This is a genomic window from Mixta sp., assembly GCF_024610815.1.
Classification (GTDB): Bacteria; Pseudomonadota; Gammaproteobacteria; order Enterobacterales; family Enterobacteriaceae; genus Mixta; species Mixta calida.
In genome coordinates, this window is the sequence record NZ_JANION010000078.1 from 22,328 (window position 1) to 41,041 (window position 18,714).

The 18,714-nt window shown below is 59.0% G+C and carries 16 protein-coding genes; 9 read left to right on the forward strand and 7 right to left on the reverse strand.

The genetic code is table 11. The features are described 5' to 3' along the window. Positions 1-43 precede the first annotated feature (43 nt). Together pntB and pntA are read right to left on the reverse strand one after the other, a co-directional pair. The gene (gene pntB, locus MYY08_RS04965; protein WP_288013589.1) at positions 44-1,432 is read right to left on the reverse strand and encodes a Re/Si-specific NAD(P)(+) transhydrogenase subunit beta; all 1,389 of its coding nucleotides are present in this window, start codon (positions 1,430-1,432) and stop codon (positions 44-46) included. A gap of 11 nt (positions 1,433-1,443) precedes the next feature. Next, positions 1,444-2,973: a Re/Si-specific NAD(P)(+) transhydrogenase subunit alpha gene (gene pntA / locus MYY08_RS04970; protein ID WP_190295885.1), complete on the reverse strand. Its 1,530-nt coding sequence runs from the start codon at positions 2,971-2,973 to the stop codon at positions 1,444-1,446. 513 nt (positions 2,974-3,486) lie between these two features. Here pntA and ydgH point away from each other — a divergent pair. Together ydgH and MYY08_RS04980 are read left to right on the forward strand one after the other, a co-directional pair. Beyond that, positions 3,487-4,440, forward strand: a complete 954-nt coding sequence (gene ydgH, locus MYY08_RS04975; RefSeq protein ID WP_038626039.1) for a DUF1471 family protein YdgH — start codon at positions 3,487-3,489, stop codon at positions 4,438-4,440. A gap of 210 nt (positions 4,441-4,650) precedes the next feature. Next, the gene (locus MYY08_RS04980) at positions 4,651-6,042 is read left to right on the forward strand and encodes an amino acid permease (protein WP_038626037.1); all 1,392 of its coding nucleotides are present in this window, start codon (positions 4,651-4,653) and stop codon (positions 6,040-6,042) included. Here MYY08_RS04980 and MYY08_RS04985 read toward each other — a convergent pair whose 3' ends face one another. Then, positions 6,043-6,456: a hypothetical protein gene (locus MYY08_RS04985; RefSeq protein WP_038626035.1), complete on the reverse strand. Its 414-nt coding sequence runs from the start codon at positions 6,454-6,456 to the stop codon at positions 6,043-6,045. A gap of 178 nt (positions 6,457-6,634) precedes the next feature. On the opposite strand from MYY08_RS04985, the gene rstA reads away from it, so the two are divergent. The 6 genes from rstA (at position 6,635) to MYY08_RS05010 (ending at position 11,817) form a co-directional block, all read left to right on the forward strand. Beyond that, positions 6,635-7,360, forward strand: a complete 726-nt coding sequence (rstA, locus tag MYY08_RS04990) for a two-component system response regulator RstA (protein ID WP_038626033.1) — start codon at positions 6,635-6,637, stop codon at positions 7,358-7,360. Next, positions 7,357-8,661 (forward strand): two-component system sensor histidine kinase RstB, encoded by a 1,305-nt coding sequence (gene rstB / locus MYY08_RS04995; protein ID WP_159378902.1) that lies wholly within the window; start codon positions 7,357-7,359, stop codon positions 8,659-8,661. Before rstA ends, rstB begins: the two co-directional genes overlap by 4 nt. Positions 8,662-8,679: 18 nt before the next feature. Continuing rightward, positions 8,680-10,164 (forward strand): carboxypeptidase M32, encoded by a 1,485-nt coding sequence (locus MYY08_RS05000; RefSeq protein ID WP_084971187.1) that lies wholly within the window; start codon positions 8,680-8,682, stop codon positions 10,162-10,164. 167 nt (positions 10,165-10,331) lie between these two features. After that, positions 10,332-10,724: an acid resistance repetitive basic protein Asr gene (gene asr / locus MYY08_RS05005; RefSeq protein WP_288013601.1), complete on the forward strand. Its 393-nt coding sequence runs from the start codon at positions 10,332-10,334 to the stop codon at positions 10,722-10,724. Between the two features lie 76 nt (positions 10,725-10,800). Then, a complete protein-coding gene (gene ydgU / locus MYY08_RS19235) occupies positions 10,801-10,881 on the forward strand; it encodes a small membrane protein YdgU (RefSeq protein WP_457920439.1) in 81 nt (26 codons plus the stop codon). A gap of 120 nt (positions 10,882-11,001) precedes the next feature. Continuing rightward, a complete protein-coding gene (locus tag MYY08_RS05010) occupies positions 11,002-11,817 on the forward strand; it encodes a trypsin-like serine peptidase (protein WP_084971191.1) in 816 nt (271 codons plus the stop codon). 92 nt (positions 11,818-11,909) lie between these two features. Here the strand turns inward: MYY08_RS05010 and hrpA are convergent, their stop codons facing one another. Next, on the reverse strand, positions 11,910-15,812 hold the full coding sequence (gene hrpA, locus MYY08_RS05015) for an ATP-dependent RNA helicase HrpA (protein WP_288013604.1): 3,903 nt from the start codon (positions 15,810-15,812) through the stop codon (positions 11,910-11,912). 254 nt (positions 15,813-16,066) lie between these two features. Here hrpA and MYY08_RS05020 point away from each other — a divergent pair, with 254 nt between their 5' ends. Beyond that, positions 16,067-16,666 carry an FMN-dependent NADH-azoreductase gene (locus MYY08_RS05020; RefSeq protein WP_038626023.1) on the forward strand — a complete coding sequence of 200 codons (600 nt, stop codon included), beginning with the start codon at positions 16,067-16,069 and terminating at the stop codon, positions 16,664-16,666. 37 nt (positions 16,667-16,703) lie between these two features. On the opposite strand, the gene MYY08_RS05025 is transcribed toward MYY08_RS05020, so the two are convergent. The 3 genes from MYY08_RS05025 to MYY08_RS05035 form a co-directional block, all read right to left on the reverse strand. Further along, the gene (locus tag MYY08_RS05025) at positions 16,704-17,024 is read right to left on the reverse strand and encodes a YdbL family probable chaperone protein (protein WP_038626021.1); all 321 of its coding nucleotides are present in this window, start codon (positions 17,022-17,024) and stop codon (positions 16,704-16,706) included. Between the two features lie 11 nt (positions 17,025-17,035). Beyond that, positions 17,036-17,221 (reverse strand): YnbE family lipoprotein, encoded by a 186-nt coding sequence (locus MYY08_RS05030; RefSeq protein ID WP_038626019.1) that lies wholly within the window; start codon positions 17,219-17,221, stop codon positions 17,036-17,038. Next, a partial coding sequence (locus MYY08_RS05035; protein ID WP_288013608.1) for an intermembrane phospholipid transport protein YdbH family protein occupies positions 17,211-18,714 on the reverse strand: 1,504 nt, incomplete at its 5' end. The genes MYY08_RS05030 and MYY08_RS05035, both read right to left, overlap by 11 nt.

The following is an 18,714-nucleotide window of genomic DNA, read 5'->3' on the forward strand; positions in this document are numbered from 1 at the left end:
TCAGTGCGAAAACCGACGGCAGCTTTTTTTATCGGGCAAGCCCTTACAACGCCTTCAGAATCGCCTCGACGCTGGCTTTGGCGTCGCCAAACAGCATTTGCGTGTTCTCTTTAAAGAACAGAGGATTCTGCACGCCGGCGTAGCCGGTATTCATGGAACGTTTGAATACTACTACGTTTTGCGCTTTCCACACTTCCAGTACCGGCATGCCGGCAATCGGGCTGCGCGGATCCTCCTGCGCGGCCGGGTTGACGGTATCGTTCGCGCCAATTACCAGCACCGTATCGGTATCGGCGAAATCATCGTTGATCTCGTCCATCTCCAGCACCACGTCGTAAGGTACCTTCGCCTCCGCCAGCAGCACGTTCATATGACCAGGCAAACGTCCCGCTACCGGATGAATGCCGAAACGCACATTGATGCCGCGCGCGCGCAGCTTTTCCGTGATCTCCGCAACCGGATACTGCGCCTGCGCCACCGCCATGCCGTAGCCTGGCGTAATGATCACCGTGGAAGAGTTTTTCAACAGCTCGGCGGTATCCTGCGCGTTGATTTCGCGATATTCGCCGCTCTCCTCGTCTTCCGTCGCAGCGCTGCTGCCGGTGCCGAAGCCGCCGGCGATCACGCTGATAAAGGAGCGGTTCATCGCCTTGCACATGATGTAAGAGAGGATGGCGCCGGACGAACCGACCAGTGCGCCGGTCACGATCAGCAGATCGTTACTCAGCATAAAGCCCGCCGCCGCTGCCGCCCAACCAGAATAGGAGTTCAGCATGGAAACCACGACCGGCATATCTGCCCCGCCGATCGAGGCCACCAGATGCCAGCCGAAAGCGAGCGCGATCACCAGCATAATCAGCAACGCGAAGATTTGCAGCCCGACGCTCTCTGTGCTGACGAAAGTCCACAGCAGCAGGAAGGAGACTACCAGCGCCAGCAGGTTGAGCTTGTGACGATGCGGCAGCATCAGCGGACGCGATGAGATTTTGCCGCGCAGCTTGCCGAAGGCGACGACCGAGCCGGTAAAGGTGACCGCGCCGATAAAGATGCCTAAGAAGATCTCCGTCAGGTGAATATTCTGCATCACCGCATCAAGACCCGGCCCGTGATCGATATAGCTATTGATGCCGACCAGCACCGCGGCCAGGCCAACGAAGCTGTGCAGGATCGCCACCAGCTCCGGCATTTCGGTCATTTCGACTTTCTTCGCCAGATGGATGCCGATGGCGCCGCCGATCACCATCGCCAGTAAAATCCAGCCGATGTTGCCAGCGTCGGGACCAAAAATGGTCGCCAGCAGCGCGATGGCCATCCCGGCCATGCCGAAAATATTGCCCTGTTTCGAGGTCTCATGCTTCGAAAGCCCCGCCAGGCTGAAGATAAAAAGGATTGCGGCAACAATATATGCTGCAGTAACTAATCCGCCAGACATGTTGTTACCCCTTAGTTCTTACGGAACATTTTCAGCATGCGCTGAGTCACGGTGAAACCGCCGAAGATATTGATGCTGGCGATCAGCACGGCGATAAAAGCCAGGAAGGTGACCCAGCCGCCGTGACCGATTTGCAGCAGCGCGCCGACCACGATAATCCCTGAAATCGCATTGGTGACCGACATCAGCGGCGTATGCAATGCGTGGCTGACGTTCCAGACCACGTAATAACCCACCACGCAGGAGAGCGCGAACACGGTAAAGTGCGACAGGAAGGCGGCGGGCGCGACGTTCGCCAGGCAGGCGAACAGCACGATAGCCAGCGCCAGCAGCAGGTATTTGCGCCAGGGCGAGGTGGGCTTCGCGTCTACCGGCGGCGCGGCGGCGGCAGGCTGCGCCGCTTTCGGCGAGGCGGAAACCTGAATCGGCGGCGCCGGCCAGGTAATTTCGCCTGCGCGCACCGTCGTCACGCCGCGGATCACCACATCCTCAAAGTCGATATGGATTTCACCGTTCTTCTCTTTGCACAGCAGCTTCAGCAGATTAACCAGGTTGGTGCCGTAGAGCTGGGAAGATTGCGTAGGCAGGCGGCTCGGCAGATCGGTATAGCCGATGATTTTCACCCCATTGTCGGTCGTGGTGACCCGATCCGCGACCGTCAGTTCGCAGTTGCCGCCGGTTTGCGCCGCCAGATCCACAATGACGCTGCCGGATTTCATGGAAGCGACCATATCGCGGGTGATCAGTCGCGGCGCCGGTTTGCCGGGGATCAGCGCGGTGGTGATAATAATATCCACCTCTTTCGCCTGGGCGGCGAACAGCGCCATTTCCGCTTCGATAAACGCCTCGGACATCTCTTTGGCGTAGCCGTCGCCGCTGCCCGCTTCCTCTTTGAAATCGAGCTCAAGGAATTCGGCGCCCATGCTTTTCACCTGCTCTTTCACTTCCGGGCGGGTATCGAAAGCACGCACGATGGCGCCCAGGCTGCGCGCCGCGCCGATGGCGGCGAGACCGGCGACGCCTGCACCGATCACCATCACTTTCGCGGGCGGCACTTTGCCCGCCGCGGTGATCTGGCCGGTAAAGAAGCGGCCGAATTCATGCGCCGCTTCCACGACGGCGCGATAGCCAGCGATATTCGCCATTGAACTGAGCGCATCAAGCGACTGCGCGCGCGAAATACGCGGCACCGCATCCATCGCCATTACATTGATCTTGCGTGCGGCCAGCTTTTCCATCAGCGCCGGATTTTGCGCGGGCCAGATAAAGCCGATCAGCGTGGCGCCTTCACGCAGCAGCGCGATCTCTTCATCATCAGGCGCATTCACTTTCAATACGATATCGGCCTGAAACGCCTGCTCACGATCGACCAGTTCGGCGCCAGCCTGCTGATAAGCGCTATCTTCGAAGCTGGCCGCCTGGCCCGCCTGCTGTTCGATTGCCACGCGAAATCCCAGCTTCAGCAGCTGCTCCACCGTTTTAGGCGTTGCGGCCACGCGGGCTTCGTTGGGCAACCGCTCTTTGGGTACTCCAATTAACATAGTTTTCCCTTTCATCGGTTAGTGATGACCCTGAACGGCGGGCACGGTATCCGCTGTTCGCTTCGGACTTTGTATCAAAGTGTGTATAACCTACTGAATATATGTCTGATAATCTACCTGTAACCGGACCTGCGTCACTTTTCATGCAAAAATGCAGCGCAGACGCGTGCAGGCATTATTTTTACCGTTTAAATAGCGTTTTTTTAGTGATATCTCACTGTTGAACCGGGTGGCAAACAGAATATCAGCCGCAATTTCACCCTTATTTAACAATCACTTAACCAAATAAGTTGTATCATCAATCAGTTAAAGCGGTAACCGCAGCGTAAAATGCGCTAAAAACCGCACCGTCGGACGCCGCCTTTTTATGATTAAACCGGCGCGTCTGAATGGCATAAATTGGCTGAGACAGCGGCCATTATTACATGCAATAATCGGCAGCTAATCTGTTACACATCAAGAGTCCAGCACGTTTTCGTACTCAATTTTGGCGTAAGGCGAAGGATTATTTTTATGAAGCTGAAGAACACTCTTCTGGTGACCGCGCTGTTGTCATCAATGACGCTAACCGCTCAGGCGGCGCAGGAGCTGTCACCAGAAAAAGCGGCCGCGTTAAAACCATTCGAACGCATTAATATCACCGGTCGTTTCAATTCCATCGGCGACGCAACCGATGCCGTTTCTAAACGTGCGGATGAGCTGGGCGCCGCCTCCTTTTATATCGTCGGCACCAGCGACGCCACCGGCAACAGCGGCAACTGGCGCGTCTCCGCCGATCTCTATCGCGCCGATGCGCCCGCGGCCGACACCCGTCGCAGCTATCGCTACTTCAGCGGCGTGAAAGAGCTGCCGAAAGCGGAAGCCTACGCGCTGGAGCCTTTCGATACGGTCTCCGTCAGCGGCTTCTATCGCAGCCAGCCGGACGTTAATGACGCCATCGGCAAGGCCGCGAAAGAGAAAGGCGCGGCAGCCTTCTTTATTGTGCGCCAGATTGACGCCAACAGCGGCGGCAATCAGTACATTACCGCCTACGTCTATAAAGCCGACGCGCCGAAACGCCAGGTGCAGAGCCCGAACGCCATTCCGCGCAACTCCGAAGCGGGCAAAGCGGCGCTGGCCGCCGGCGGCGTAGCGGCGAAGCAGGTTGAACTGCCGGGCGTCGCTTCTTCCGAAACGCCAAGCAATAAGGTGGGCCGCTTCTTTGAAACCCAGACTTCCACAGGCGAGCGCTATACCGTACGCCTGCCGAACGGCACGGAGATCCAGGAAGTGAACGCTATCACCGCCGCGCAGATGCAGCCGTTCGATACCGTCACTTTCACTGGCCACTTCGGCACGCCGACGGAAATCTCCGAAGCGGTGGCCAAACGCGCCGCGGCGAAAGGCGCGAAGTTCTACCACGTGACCCGTCAGTGGCAGAACCAGAGCGGCGGCAACCTGACCGTGACCGCCGATCTGTTCAAATAATCCACACCCGGAGCGGCCTCCCCGCCGCTCCGTAACATTCTGAATAATCTGTAGCGCTTTTTGCATAGACACGCATTGCGCGACAGCCCCGCACTCCGTAAAATCGCCGCCTTATTTCAGCGGAAACGAAGGCCTCTTTCGCTTCACGCCTGATGAAAAGTCAACCGCAACGCGGTTCCCTGGTTATTTATTCTGTTTCAGGACGGTTTTTTGGACAAAAAATTAGGCCTTAGCGCGCTGACCGCGCTGGTTCTCAGCTCAATGCTGGGTGCAGGGGTTTTCAGCCTGCCGCAAAATATGGCGGCCGTCGCCAGCCCCGCCGCATTGTTGATCGGCTGGGCTATTACCGGCGCAGGCATCCTTTTTCTTTCGCTGGCGCTGCTGCTGTTAACGCGCCTGAAACCGGAACTGGACGGCGGCATATTTACCTATGCCCGCGATGGCTTCGGCGAGCTGGTAGGCTTCAGCTCCGCCTGGGGTTATTGGCTGTGCGCGGTGATCGCCAACGTCTCCTATTTGGTGATCGTTTTCTCCGCGCTGAGCTTTTTCACCGATTCGCCCGGCCATGTGGTGTTCGGCGATGGCAATACCTGGCAGGCGATGCTCGGCGCGTCGTTGCTGCTGTGGCTGGTTCACTGGCTGGTGCTGCGCGGCGTGCAGACCGCCGCCAGCATCAACCTGCTCGCCACGCTGGGCAAGCTGGTGCCGCTCGGCCTGTTTATCGTGCTGGCGATCATCGCCTTTAATCTCGATCGTTTCCGCTTCGATTTCACCGGCATAGAGCTGGGCAAACCGGTCTGGGAACAGGTTAAGCAAACCATGCTGATTACGCTGTGGGTGTTTATCGGCGTGGAAGGCGCGGTGGTGGTGTCGGCGCGGGCACGCAACAAGCGCGACGTAGGCAAAGCGACGCTGCTGGCGGTGCTGGCGGCGCTGAGCGTTTATCTGCTGGTCACGCTACTGTCGCTGGGCATTGTGCCGCGCGCTGAGCTGGCGGAGATGCGCAACCCGTCGATGGCCGGGCTGATGACCAAACTGATCGGCGCCTGGGGCAATGCGGTCATCGCGCTTGGGCTGGTGGTTTCGGTGTGCGGCGCCTACCTGAGCTGGACGATCATGGCGGCGGAAGTGCCTTTTATCGCCGCGCAGCAGGGGGCGTTTCCGCGCAGCCTGAGCAAGCAAAACCGTCATAACGCGCCGTCCGCCTCGCTGTGGCTGACCAACGGCAGCGTACAGGTCTGCCTGATTGTGATCTGGCTGACCAATTCCGATTACAACACGCTGCTGACCATCGCCTCGGAAATGGTGCTGGTGCCCTATTTCCTTGTCGGCGCTTATCTGCTGAAGCTGGTGTGGGGCAAAGGCAAGGCGAACATGACGCTGGTGGCGCTGGGCGCCTGCGCTTACGGTCTGTGGCTGCTGTACGCTTCCGGCCCGCTGCATCTGTTGATGTCAGTGATCCTTTATGCGCCGGGGATGCTGCTGTTTTTGTTCGCCCGCCGCGGCGGCCGAGCGCTGAATGCGCTGAGCGTGGCCGAGCGCGCCGCCATCACCCTGTTGGTGATCGGCGCCGTCCCGGCAACCTGGATGTTAATGCGGTAATCAGTGTGGGGCGGCTGGAAATTGGATGGTCAGCCGTTCCTCCTGCTGGGACAGCGACAGCGGCTTGCGGTATTCATGATGAATCGCGTCGAGCTGCTCGCGGGTAAGCGGGTAAGGCAATAAAATATCAAACTGCGCGATATGCTGCTGCTCGGCTAAGGTAATCAGCCGGGCGATATTAATCTCATCGCTAACCTGCGTTGAAATGATTTGCAACGCTAATTCTTTCAGCCGCTCTGAAGGAGGCCGCTGCGAATCTGCCGGGTTACGCGTCACCATGCCGAAAATGGGCATTACGCCGTAAATCGCATCGACGAAGCTCCAGCGCTTTTTACAGGATGCAGCAAGAAAATCGGTATAATTGAAGCAGATACGATCATTTAAGACCGCTGACGCCAGCTGTTTATCTGACACCCTCACTCTCCTCCTGGCCAGAAAAAAAGGGTTACAACCTGCGTTAACAACCCTTCAGATATAATGGCATAGTTCCCCTGAGTTGTACTATACATCTTGCGTCATTTAACGGGCGTTGATGGTGGTTATTATCTGAAAAGGATATGCTGGTTTAATTCACAGCCTTATTTTTTACATCATGCATAAAATAGTTTTTGTTGAAGACGATGCGGACGTAGGCGAGCTGATTGCCGCCTGGCTGAGTCGTCATGGGCTGGAAGTGATTGTCGAAAGCCGCGGCGACCGGGCCGAGGCGGTCATTGCCCGCGAGCAGCCCGATCTGGTCATGCTGGATATCATGCTGCCCGGCAAAGATGGCATGACCTTGTGCCGCGATCTGCGCGCCAGCTGGTCCGGCCCGATTGTGCTGCTCACCTCGCTGGACAGCGATATGAACCATATCTTGTCGCTGGAGATGGGCGCCAATGACTACATTCTGAAAACCACGCCGCCGGCGGTGCTGCTGGCGCGCCTGCGCCTGCATCTGCGTCAGGCGAACGCCTCGCATCACGATGAGATCGCGCCGCTGGTCAACAGCCAGAAAGCGCTGCGCTTCGGATCGCTCACTATCGATCCGCTGAATCGTCAGGTAACGCTGGGCCAGGAGATCATCGCCCTTTCCACGGCCGATTACGATCTGCTCTGGGAACTGGCGACCCACGCCGGACAAATTCTCAACCGCGACGCGCTGCTGAAAACGCTGCGCGGCGTCAGCTACGATGGCATGGATCGCAGCATCGACGTGGCGATTTCCCGCCTGCGTAAAAAGCTGCACGACAGCGCCACCGAACCTTATCGGATAAAAACCATCCGTAATAAAGGTTATCTGTTTGCGCCACATGCCTGGGATACGCACGCGGAATGAGAAAACTCTTTATCCAGTTTTATCTGCTGTTGTTCGTCTGCTTTCTGGTAATGACCATGCTGGTCGGCCTGGTGTACAAATTCACCGCCGAGCGCGCCGGGCGTCAGTCGATGGACGATTTGATGAAAAGCTCGCTTTATCTGATGCGCAGCGAGCTGCGGGAAATTCCGCCGCGCGACTGGAACAAAACCATCAACAATCTTGATTTGAACCTCTCGTTTAAGCTGCATATCGAGCCGATGAGCAAATATCAGCTTGATCCGGTCAGCATGCGCCGCCTGCGCGCCGGGGAAATTGTGGCGCTGGACGACGAATACACCTTTTTGCAGCATATTCCACGCAGCCACTATGTGCTGGCCGTCGGCCCGATCCCCTACCTTTTTTATCTGCATGAGATGCGGCTGCTGGATATCGCGCTGCTGGCGTTTATCGGCATGTCGCTGGCGCTGCCGGTATTTATCTGGATGCGCCCCTACTGGAAAGATATGCTGAAACTGGAATCAGCGGCGCAGCGCTTCGGCAAGGGGCATCTGGATGAGCGCATTCATTTCGATAATGCTTCCAGCCTGGTGCGTCTTGGCGTCGCCTTTAACCAGATGGCGGACAATATCAACACGCTGGTGGCCAGCAAAAAACAGCTCATCGACAACATCGCCCATGAGCTGAGAACGCCGCTGGTGCGCCTGCGCTACCGGCTGGAGATGAGCGATAATCTCAGCGTGGCGGAATCGACCGCGTTGAAGCGCGATATCGGCCAGCTCGAATCGCTGATAGAAGAGTTGCTGACCTATGCGCGGCTCGATCGTCCGCAGGTAGAGCTGTTTTTGCAGTCGGTGGATCTCGCCGCCTGGCTCAGCGAGCGCATCGCCGATATCCGTTCGGTGCATCCTGAATATGAGATCGCGCTCGATCTGCCTCAGCGCGACAATATCGGCGTCTCCGACACCCGACTGATGGAGCGCGTGCTGGACAACCTGGTGAATAACGCGCTGCGTTATGCCAGCCAGCGACTGCGGGTCGGACTCTGGTTCGACGGTAATCTGGCCTGCCTGCAGGTTGAGGATGACGGCCCCGGCATTCCGCTTGAAGAGCGTCAGCGCGTACTGGAGCCGTTTGTGCGTCTCGATCCCAGCCGCGACCGCGCCACCGGCGGCTGCGGTCTGGGGCTGGCGATTGTGCAGTCAGTGGCGCAGGCGCTGGGCGGCTTTGTCGTCATCGACAGCAGCCCGCTCGGCGGCGCCAGCGTTCGCTTTTGCTGGCCGGTTGATCTACCCTTGCGCAGTACGGCGATCCATTCCTAACTTATCAAGGAGATATGCGTGACATCGGCTTATCAACAACTGACCCAGACTTTTCAGCGCCTGTCGCGCTTCGGCCATCTCTCCGCCATCGCCGGCTGGGATATGCAAACCATGATGCCGCCCGCCGGCAGTCAGGCGCGTGGCGAAGCGCTGGCGGAACTGAGCGTTTTGCAGCATCAGATTCTGACCGACAGCAGGATGGAAGCCTGGCTCGATGCGGCGCAGCAGGAATCCCTGAACGACGTGGAACAGGCCAATCTGCTGGAGATGCGACGCGCGTGGCAACAGGCGGCGCTGCTGCCCGCCTCGCTGGTGGAGGCGAAGTCGATTGCCGGCTCGCGCTGCGAACACGCCTGGCGTCAGCAGCGTCCGGCTAATGACTGGCAGGGTTTCTCTGCTAATCTGAAAGAGGTGGTGCGCCTTAGCCGCGAGGAAGCGGAAATCCGCGCGCAGGCCGCGGGCTGCTCACGCTATGACGCCTTGCTCGATCTCTATGAGCCAGGCATGACCAGCGCGCAGCTGGACGCCACGTTTGGCGATCTGATCCAGTGGCTGCCGACGCTGCTTGAACGCGTCGTGGAGAAACAGGCGGCAGAGCCGGTCGATGTGCCGCTGGGCCCCTTCCCGATCGAGGCGCAGCGCCAGCTCGGTTTACAGCTGATGAAACTGCTTGGCTTCGATTTTAACGCCGGACGTCTCGACGTCAGCGCCCATCCTTTCTGCGGCGGCGTGCCGGAGGATGTGCGCATCACCACGCGCTATAACGAAAACGAGTTCGTCAGCGCAATGATGGGCGTCATCCATGAAACCGGCCACGCGCGCTATGAGCAGAACCTGCCAAAAGCCTGGCGCGGCCAGCCGGTGGCGCTGGCGCGCTCCACCGCCATTCATGAGTCGCAGAGCCTGTTTTTCGAGATGCAGCTGTCGCGCAGCGCGCCGTTCCTGCAGCATATTCTCCCGCTGGTAACCGCGCAGATGGGCGAACAGCCCGCGCTGACGTCCGGTAACTTTGTACGGCTGAACCAGCGAGTGAAGCGCGGCTTTATCCGCGTCGACGCCGATGAGGTCAGCTACCCGCTGCACGTCATTCTGCGTTATGAGATCGAGCGCGCGCTGATTGGCGGCGATATCGAGGTGGAAGATATTCCGGCGCTGTGGGATGAGAAAATGCAGCGCTATCTGGGGCTGGATACCCAGGGCAACTACCGTGACGGCTGTATGCAGGATATACACTGGACCGACGGCGCCTTCGGCTACTTCCCGACCTATACGCTGGGCGCGATGTACGCGGCGCAGCTGTTCCAGGCGGTGCGCCGCGCGCTGCCGCAGCTGGATCAACAGATCGCCGCTGGTGAACTGCAGCCGATTTTCGACTGGCTTTCACAGAATATCTGGCAGCACGGCAGCCGCTTCCCGACGGCGCAGCTGATAACGCAGGCGAGCGGTGAAGACCTGAATCCGCTTCACTTCCGTCTTCATCTGGAGCAGCGCTACCTCGGTTAAGCGCTTGTCACCGGCCTGCCGCCCTCGCGCAGGCCGGTTTTTCTTGTTGTACATTCCGTTACACGCCGATACCAATCACTCACGGAAAGCCCGCGCGCGTTTCTTTATATTCTCTTCACCGGCCCCGCAGTGGGCTAATACATGAAGAAACATTCGAGGGTTTTACAATGAAAAAATTATTCGCTCTGGTTGTCGCCGCTGCTATGGGTCTCTCTTCCGTTGCCTTCGCAGCTGAGACCACCGCAGCTCCGGCCCCGGCCGCCGCCACTCCGACCACTGCGGCTCCGGCTAAAGTTGAGCATAAAGCCGTTCATCATAAACATAAAAAAGCAGCTGCTCAGAAAGCGCAGGCGGCTAAAAAGCATCACAAAAAAGCGGCTAAACCGGCTGAGCAGAAAGCCCAGGCCGCTAAAAAGCACCACAAGCACGCCACTAAACCGGCTGCGCAGAAAGCTCAGGCCGCTAAAAAGTACCACAAGCACGTCGCTAAACCGGCTGCGCAGAAAGCTCAGGCCGCTAAAAAGCACCACAAAAAAGTTGTAAAATCAGCGGCAAAATAATGGCGGGAGCCAGCTCCTGACGAGAACAGCTAACAAACACCCGGTTTTCCGGGTGTTTTTTCCTGGAGTAACGGAAATGGTACGTCGCTATCGTTTCGAAATAATCCTTGCCGTAATGATTTTGTGTGGCGCAATTGCGGCCTGCTTCTATATTTGATAGTCGTAGCGTACTGATATTCTGGATTAAACTCCCTTTTTTGTTTCTCACCGACTATAGTTAACGCATGACGCGTGTTAACCCTTTATTCTTATCATTCTCCCCCTTCCTGAGAGAGATATGCGCATAACGGCTGTGTTAGTAGTGGGTTTGCTCTGTTTTCCCTTTTTTACGCATGCAGATGATGACAGCGATGAAGGGCCGGGTCCCGAAGAGATTAAAATGCTGTTCTTCGGTCATGACGACCGCAAGCCAGTCGATCGCCCCGCCAGCGTACCGTGGGAAGCGATTGGACAGCTGGAAACCGAAAGCGGCAACCTGTGCAGCGCAACGCTGATCTCCGCACATCTGGCGCTGACCGCCGGTCACTGTCTGGTGACGCCGCCTGGCCGTCTGGATAAGCCAGTCGCCCTGCGCTTTATCGCCGGGGACAATGGCTGGCGTTATGAAATTCACGATATCGAAGCGCGCGTAGACCCCAGCCTTGGCAAAAAACTCAAAGCTGACGGCGACGGCTGGATCGTTCCCGCCGCCGCAGCGCCTTATGATTATGGTCTGATTGTGCTGCGCAATCCGCCTTCCGGTATTACGCCAATTCCACTGTTTGACGGCTCACGCAGCGATCTCACCGCCGCGCTAAAAACCAACGGCCGCAAAGTCACCCAGGCGGGCTATCCTGAAGATCACCTGGATGCGCTCTGGTCGCATCAGGACTGTCTGATTACCGGCTGGGCGCAGCGTTCGGTGCTGTCGCATCAGTGCGATACGCTGCCCGGAGACAGCGGATCGCCGCTGCTGTTGCAGACCGACGACGGCTGGCGGCTGATTGCGGTGCAAAGCTCCGCGCCGGCGGCGGCGGATCGTTATCGCGCCGACAACCGCGCCATCGCCGTTACCGCGTTTCATGATGATTTAGAGGCGCTGGCCGCAGAATAATCCGCTGTCGCGGAAGAAAACGCACGGGCGGCCGTCACGTTATGATCGTTGCTTATCGCGCTGACCGCAGATGATTCTGCGGCCAGCTGCGATCAGGCGGCGATTTGCTCCATCGCCTGCAGGATGCGTTTATCGGAAACAGGATAAGGCGTGCCAAGCTGCTGGGCGAAATAGCTGACGCGCAGCTCCTCGATCATCCAGCGTATCTCCTGTACATCCTCGTCATCGCGACGCGCGGGCGGCAGCTTATTCAGCCAGCTCTGCCATGCCTGCTGCACCTGCTCCACCTTCAGCATTCGCGCGCGATCGCTGTGCGGATCGACCGGCAGCTTCTCCAACCTGCGCTCAATCGCCTGCAGATAGCGCAACGTATCCGGCAGCCGTTTCCAGCCGTTCTGCGTTACGAAGCCGCGATAAACCAGACCGCTCATCTGCGCTTTGATATCCGACAGCCCTAACGCCATGGTCATATCCACGCGTCCTTTCAGGCGCTTGTTGATATTGAACACCGCCGTCAGGATCTGCTCCACCAGTTTAGCGATGTCCACCACGGTCTCGTTCAGTCCGGCGCGCACCTTATCATGCAGCTGCTGGAAATCCGCTTCTTTCCAGGCCGGTCCGCCATTTTCCGCCATCAGCTTATCGATGCCGCAGGTAATACAGTCGTCGATCAGCTCCAGCACCTTGCCGTAAGGATTAAAGTAGAGTCCCAGCTTGGCTTTGTTCGGCAGCTTTTCGTGCAGATATTTAATCGGCGAGGGAATATTCAGCAGCAGCAGACGACGCTGGCCGCGCCACATCATTTTTTGCTGTTCATGCTGGCTGTCGAACAGGCGTATCGCCACGCTGTCCTTTTCATCCACCAATGCTGGCCAGGCCTTGACGCTGTAGTTGCCGCGCTTCTGCTCGAACTGTGCGGGCAGATCGCCGAAGCTCCAGATATGCAGGCCGCTCTGCTCCAGACCGTCATCGGCCACTTTCGACAGCGTCTCCTGCACCTTGCCTTTCAGCGAGGCTTTCAGCGCCGCAAGATCTTTGCCCTCTTTCAGCTTGCGGTTATGTTCATCCAGCACGCGGAAGGTGATTTTCAGGTGATCGGGCACCTGATCCCACTGCCAGGCGTCGCGGTCGATGGTGACGCCGGTCATGCGGCGGAATTCACGCTCCAGCGCGTCCAGCAGCGGCGTCTCGGTGCCGGTGACGCGGCCGAGGAACGCCTCGGCGTAGTTAGGCGCGGGCACAAAGTTGCGGCGCACCGGCTTCGGCAGTGATTTAATCAACGCGATGATCAGCTCGCGGCGCAGGCCGGGGATTTGCCATTCAAAGCCCGCCTCTTCCACCTGATTCAACAGCGGCAGCGGAATATGCACCGTGACGCCATCCGCGTCCGCGCCCGGCTCAAACTGATAGCTGAGGCGCAGCTTCAGGTTGCCCTGATGCCAGAAGTTGGGATAGTCGAGCTTGCTGATCTTGTCCGCGCCCTCTTTGATCAACATCTCTTTATCGAAAGAGAGCAGATCGGGCGTTTGCTGGCTGACCTTTTTCCACCAGCTGTCGAAGTGGCGCGCGGAGACGACTTCATGGCCGACGCGGCTGTCATAGAAGGCGAACAGCGTTTCGTCATCCACCAGGATATCGCGCCGCCGCGATTTATGTTCCAGATCTTCCACTTCGCTGCGCAGCTTCTGGTTCGCCTTAAAGAAGGCGTGGCGAGTTTGCCAGTCGCCCTCCACCAGCGCATGACGAATAAAAAGCTCACGCGACAGCTGCGGATCGATGGGGCCGTAGTTCACCTTGCGCGCGCTCACGATCGGCAGGCCGTACAGCGTCACCTTCTCCATCGCCATCACCGCGCCCTGCGCTTTTTCCCAGTGCGGTTCGCTGTAGCTGCGCTTGATCAGATGCTGCGCAAGCGGCTCGATCCACTCAGGATCGATGCGCGCGGCGATGCGTCCCCACAGGCGGCTGGTTTCCACCAGCTCCGCCACCATGGTCCATTTCGGCGGCTTTTTAAACAGCGCCGAGCCGGGGAAGATGGCGAAGCGCGCGTTGCGCGCGCCGCTGAATTCCTGCTTTTCCGCATCCTTGAGGCCGATATGCGACAGCAGGCCGGTCAGCAGCGCGGTATGAATTTCACGGTACGGCGCCGGTTCGCTGTTGACCGGCATACCCAGCTCGCGCACGACCTGGCGCAGCTGGGTATAGATATCCTGCCATTCACGCACGCGCAGATAGTTCAGATAATCGACCTTGCACTGGCGGCGGAACGCGTTGCCGGAGAGCGCTTTTTGCTGCTCCTGCAGATAGTTCCACAGGTTAACGAAGGCGATAAAATCGGACTCTTTATCGGCAAAGCGGCGATGTTTCTCATCGGCGGCCTGCTGTTTTTCTGCCGGACGTTCGCGCGGATCCTGAATCGACAGCGCCGCAACGATAATCATCACTTCGCGCACGCAGCCATATTTCTGCGCTTCCAGCACCATCCGCGCCAGGCGCGGGTCAACCGGCAGCTGCGCCAGCTGGCGGCCCGACGGCGTCAGGCGATAACGGCCATTTTCCTCTTCGGTAATCGCGCCCAGTTCTTCCAGCAGGCGCACGCCATCCTGGATGTTGCGCTTATCGGGCGCCTCGACAAACGGAAAGGCGCTGATATCGCCCAGCCCCAGCGCGGTCATCTGCAAAATAACCGAGGCCAGGTTGGTGCGCAGGATCTCCGGGTCGGTAAATTCCGGGCGGCTTAAGAAATCCTCTTCGGAATAGAGGCGAATGCAGATGCCTTCAGAGACGCGGCCGCAGCGCCCTTTACGCTGGTTGGCCGAGGCCTGCGAAACCGGCTCGATCGGCAGGCGCTGCACCTTGGTGCGGTAGCTGTAGCGGCTGATGCGCGCGGTGCCGGGATCGATAACGTATTTGATGCCGGGCACCGTCAGCGACGTTTCGGCCACGTTGGTGGCCAGCACGATGCGACGACCGCCGTGCGGCTGGAACACCCGATTCTGTTCGGCGTTCGACAGGCGCGCGTAGAGCGGCAGAATTTCAGTATGCGGCAGGTCGCGTCGGCTCAACGCATCGGCGGTGTCGCGGATTTCGCGTTCGCCGCTCATAAAAATCAGGATATCGCCGTTGCTCTCCTGGCCCAGCTCATCCACCGCGTCGAAGATCGCCTGCAGCTGATCGCGGTCGCTCTCATCGACATCGCTGACCACCGGACGATAACGCACCTCCACCGGATAAGTGCGGCCTGAGACTTCCACCACCGGCGCATGATTAAAGTGGCGCGAAAAGCGCTGCGGATCGATGGTGGCGGAGGTAATGATCACTTTCAGATCGGGACGACGCGGCAGCAGCTCGCGCAGGTAGCCGAGCAGGAAATCGATGTTCAGGCTGCGCTCGTGCGCCTCATCGATAATGATGGTGTCGTACTGCATCAGCAGCCGATCCTGCTGGATTTCCGCCAGCAGAATACCATCAGTCATCAGCTTGATCTGGGTGGCGTCGCTGACCTGATCGTTAAAACGCACCTTATAGCCGACGCAGCCGCCGAGCGAGGTTTCCAGCTCCTCGGCGATACGGTTCGCCACGGTGCGCGCCGCCAGACGGCGCGGCTGGGTATGGCCGATCAGCCCTTTCACCCCGCGCCCCAGCGACAAACAAATTTTCGGCAGCTGAGTCGTTTTACCTGAGCCGGTTTCGCCCGCCACGATCACTACCTGATGATCGCGGATAGCGTCGGCGATCGCCTGCTGCTTCTGGCTGACCGGCAGATTGTCCGGGAAGCGAATGGTGGGCGTCAGCGACAGACGCTGCTGCAAACGCTGTTCCGCCTGGGCGAACTCTTTTTCCAGCTCGTCAGCGATGCCCTGCTGCGCAGCAGGATTTTTCACCTTTTTGGCGCCGTGCAGGCGCCGTTGCAGCCGCTGGCGGTCACGCAGCGTCACGTTTTCCAGCCGCGCCCAAAAAGGCGCAAGCGGCGATGGGTTTGATTCGACAGACATATTGATTACCTTTTTCACGCGGCGGCTTCTGCTTGCTGTTATGGCCGCCGCGTCGTCGGGCCTCGCCGACGCTACGTTCATTTACTGCGGCGTATGTTACCACAGGCGGTGCGGACAGGGATGGCCTGCTCCGCGCTTGTTCAAGAATTTCGAACATCGGTCTCGAAATATTGCGCTTTCACTGTCGCGATAAACTCCCTACAGTGTAAGCCATTGAGCGGACAGACTTCCGTATTTACAGACAGGAAAAAATTATGAGCAAAGTATTAGTCTTAAAATCCAGTATTCTTGCCGGTTATTCTCAGTCTGGTCAGCTGGCCGACTTTTACGCCGAGCAGGCGAAAGCCAAAGGCGATCAGGTGACGGTACGCGACCTGGCGGCAGATGCGATTCCGGTGCTGGACGGCGAACTGGTTGGCGCGCTGCGTCCTTCCGATGCGGCCCTGAGCCCGCGTCAGCAGGAAGCGCTGGCGCTGTCTGATGCGCTGATCGCTGAACTGAACGCGCACGATGTGATTGTTATTGCGGCGCCGATGTACAATTTCAACATCCCGACGCAGCTGAAGAACTACTTCGATCTGATCGCCCGCGCCGGCGTCACCTTCCGCTACACCGAAGCGGGCCCGGAAGGCCTGGTGAAAGGCAAACGCGCTATCGTCATCTCCAGCCGCGGCGGCATTCATAAAGATACCCCAAGCGATCTGCTGACCCCTTACGTACAGCTGTTCCTGGGCTTTATCGGCATTACCGACGTCAGCTTCGTCCTTGCCGAAGGCATCGCCTACGGTCCGGAAGTGGCGGCCAAAGCGACTTCGGAAGCGAAAGAAACGCTGGCGCAGCTGGCTACCGCCTGATGCGCAACGCTGGCCGCCGATCGGCGGCCAGCCTGCTTTACTTCTTAATCCACTGTCCGTTTATTCCCTGCACATACTCGCCCGCCGCAGCGCGGCGCACCAGTTTTTCGCCGGCGATACGCGCCACCTCATCCGTGCTTAAATGATTCTGCTGCGCAATCTGCTGATAATGTTGCTCGCGTCCCTGATTGATGCGCGCCACCAGCGCCAGCGTTTCCGCATCCTGCTGACGAGGCGCCAGATAGCCGTTCAGGGTTTCGCCGACGCGTCCCTGCTGGCGCGCTTCGTCGAGCGTCAGCGCCATGGCCGCCGGCGAAGCCAGCGCCAGCAGCAGACAGAGTTTAACCCAGCCTTTCATCCCGCCTCCGCTCAAAAAAGATCGCTCTGGTTTAACAGCGCTTCCACATCTTTATCCACCTTAATATGGATCTCATGTTCAATCTTCACGTTCATATTGATGGTGATCGGTTCTTTCGGCGCCGCGACTTCGATGCGCGGTACGCAGCCGACCAGCCCGCTACAGCAGGCCAGCAGCAGCAGCCGGTTAATTTTCATGATGGGTGTCCTTTTTTGTCGGCAGAGTGGCGTTCTGCTCTACCCAGGATTGTAAATTATCGCCAAAGCGCAGGCTGCGCCACAGCTGAAACAGGTTCTCCTGATGGCGGTAGGTCAGATTCACATGCTGGTCGCGGTTGCTGAAGCGGCTGGTGCCGTTGACCTGCGCCTGCATTGTCAGATCGCCGATGGCGTTAAGGTTTATCGTGGCCCAGCTGCGCGAGATTTCCATGTAGCGCAGCCAGTCCAGCGCCGCGCCCGCAGCGATATTATTGCTGGCGATGGCGTCCGCCATCTGCTTATCCAGCCGCAGCGTTAAAGCGCCGTCGTTGGCGATCCAGCCCTCTTTCACCAGCCAGGGCGAATCGTTCAGCCACAGCGGCAGTTCGCCGTTGATGCGCCCAGACAGCGCGATCTGCTTGGGTTTCAGTGCAGTGATCAGCTCGCTGAGGCTGATCTCCCGCAGGCGTATTATCGCGGGCTGGTGCTGCGGCAAACGCAGCTGCGGCATACTCAGGCTGCCGCCGAGCAGACCCATGCTGACGTCGCTGAGGGTCAGCGGCTCGCGTTCGCTCCAGGGCCAGCTGCCCTGCAAATCGGCGCTGACGCTGGTCATGGGAAACTGGCTGTTGATGGTCTTGATGCGCAGCGACACCGGACCGTGCGTGCCGAGCCGCCAGCGGCTGTCGCGCAGCCGGAACGGCAGGGAAAAATCGATGCCCCGGATACTATTGTCCGGCATCCAGATCGCGCCGTCCTCGACGACCCAGTGACCGCCGGCGGCGAAACCCTGCTGGTCAGAGGCGGAAAACGCCACCTGCGCGCGCAGCGTGCCGTCGGTGATCTTCATTTTCAGATCGGGACTCAGCAGCGGCTGGAAGACGGTCAGCGACTGGCGCGGCCACCAGGCCTGCCCGCGCAGCCGCTCGCCGTCCCAGCGGCCATTCACGCGCACCGGCCCGATATCGCGCGCGCGCAGCTCGCCGTTAAACAGGAAATGCGCCGGATCGCCGCCCTTAAGCGTCAGCCGCAGCGCCGGTGAAGGCAGATAGCCGCCGTTGTCGAAGCGCGTTTCGCGCGCCTCCAGCGTCAGGGCGCCGCCAACGGCGCCGTCGCCGACGCCGCGCCGCCAGACCAGCGGCTGCGTCAGATACAGGCGCGGCTGCGCAACGGTGGTTTTGCCGTAGCGCAGCTTGTCAAAGCCGGTAGAGAGCGTATCGAGCGTGATAATGTTCTGCTGCCAGCCGCCGGTGCCCTGTCCATCCCACTTCGCCGCCAGCGGCGCCAGATAGCCGTTGCCCCAGTAGCGCCAGTCCCAGCGCCCGCTGTCGGGCCAGAAATCATGGGCGCGGCCGTCAAGATGCAGCATAAAGCGTCCCCGGCTGGCGTCATGCGCGCGCAGGATCGCCTGTAAACGTCCGTTAACGCCGGAGGATGAGATCGTGACGCCCGCCAACGGCCAACGCGCTTCATCCACCTCCAGCGTAGAGAGC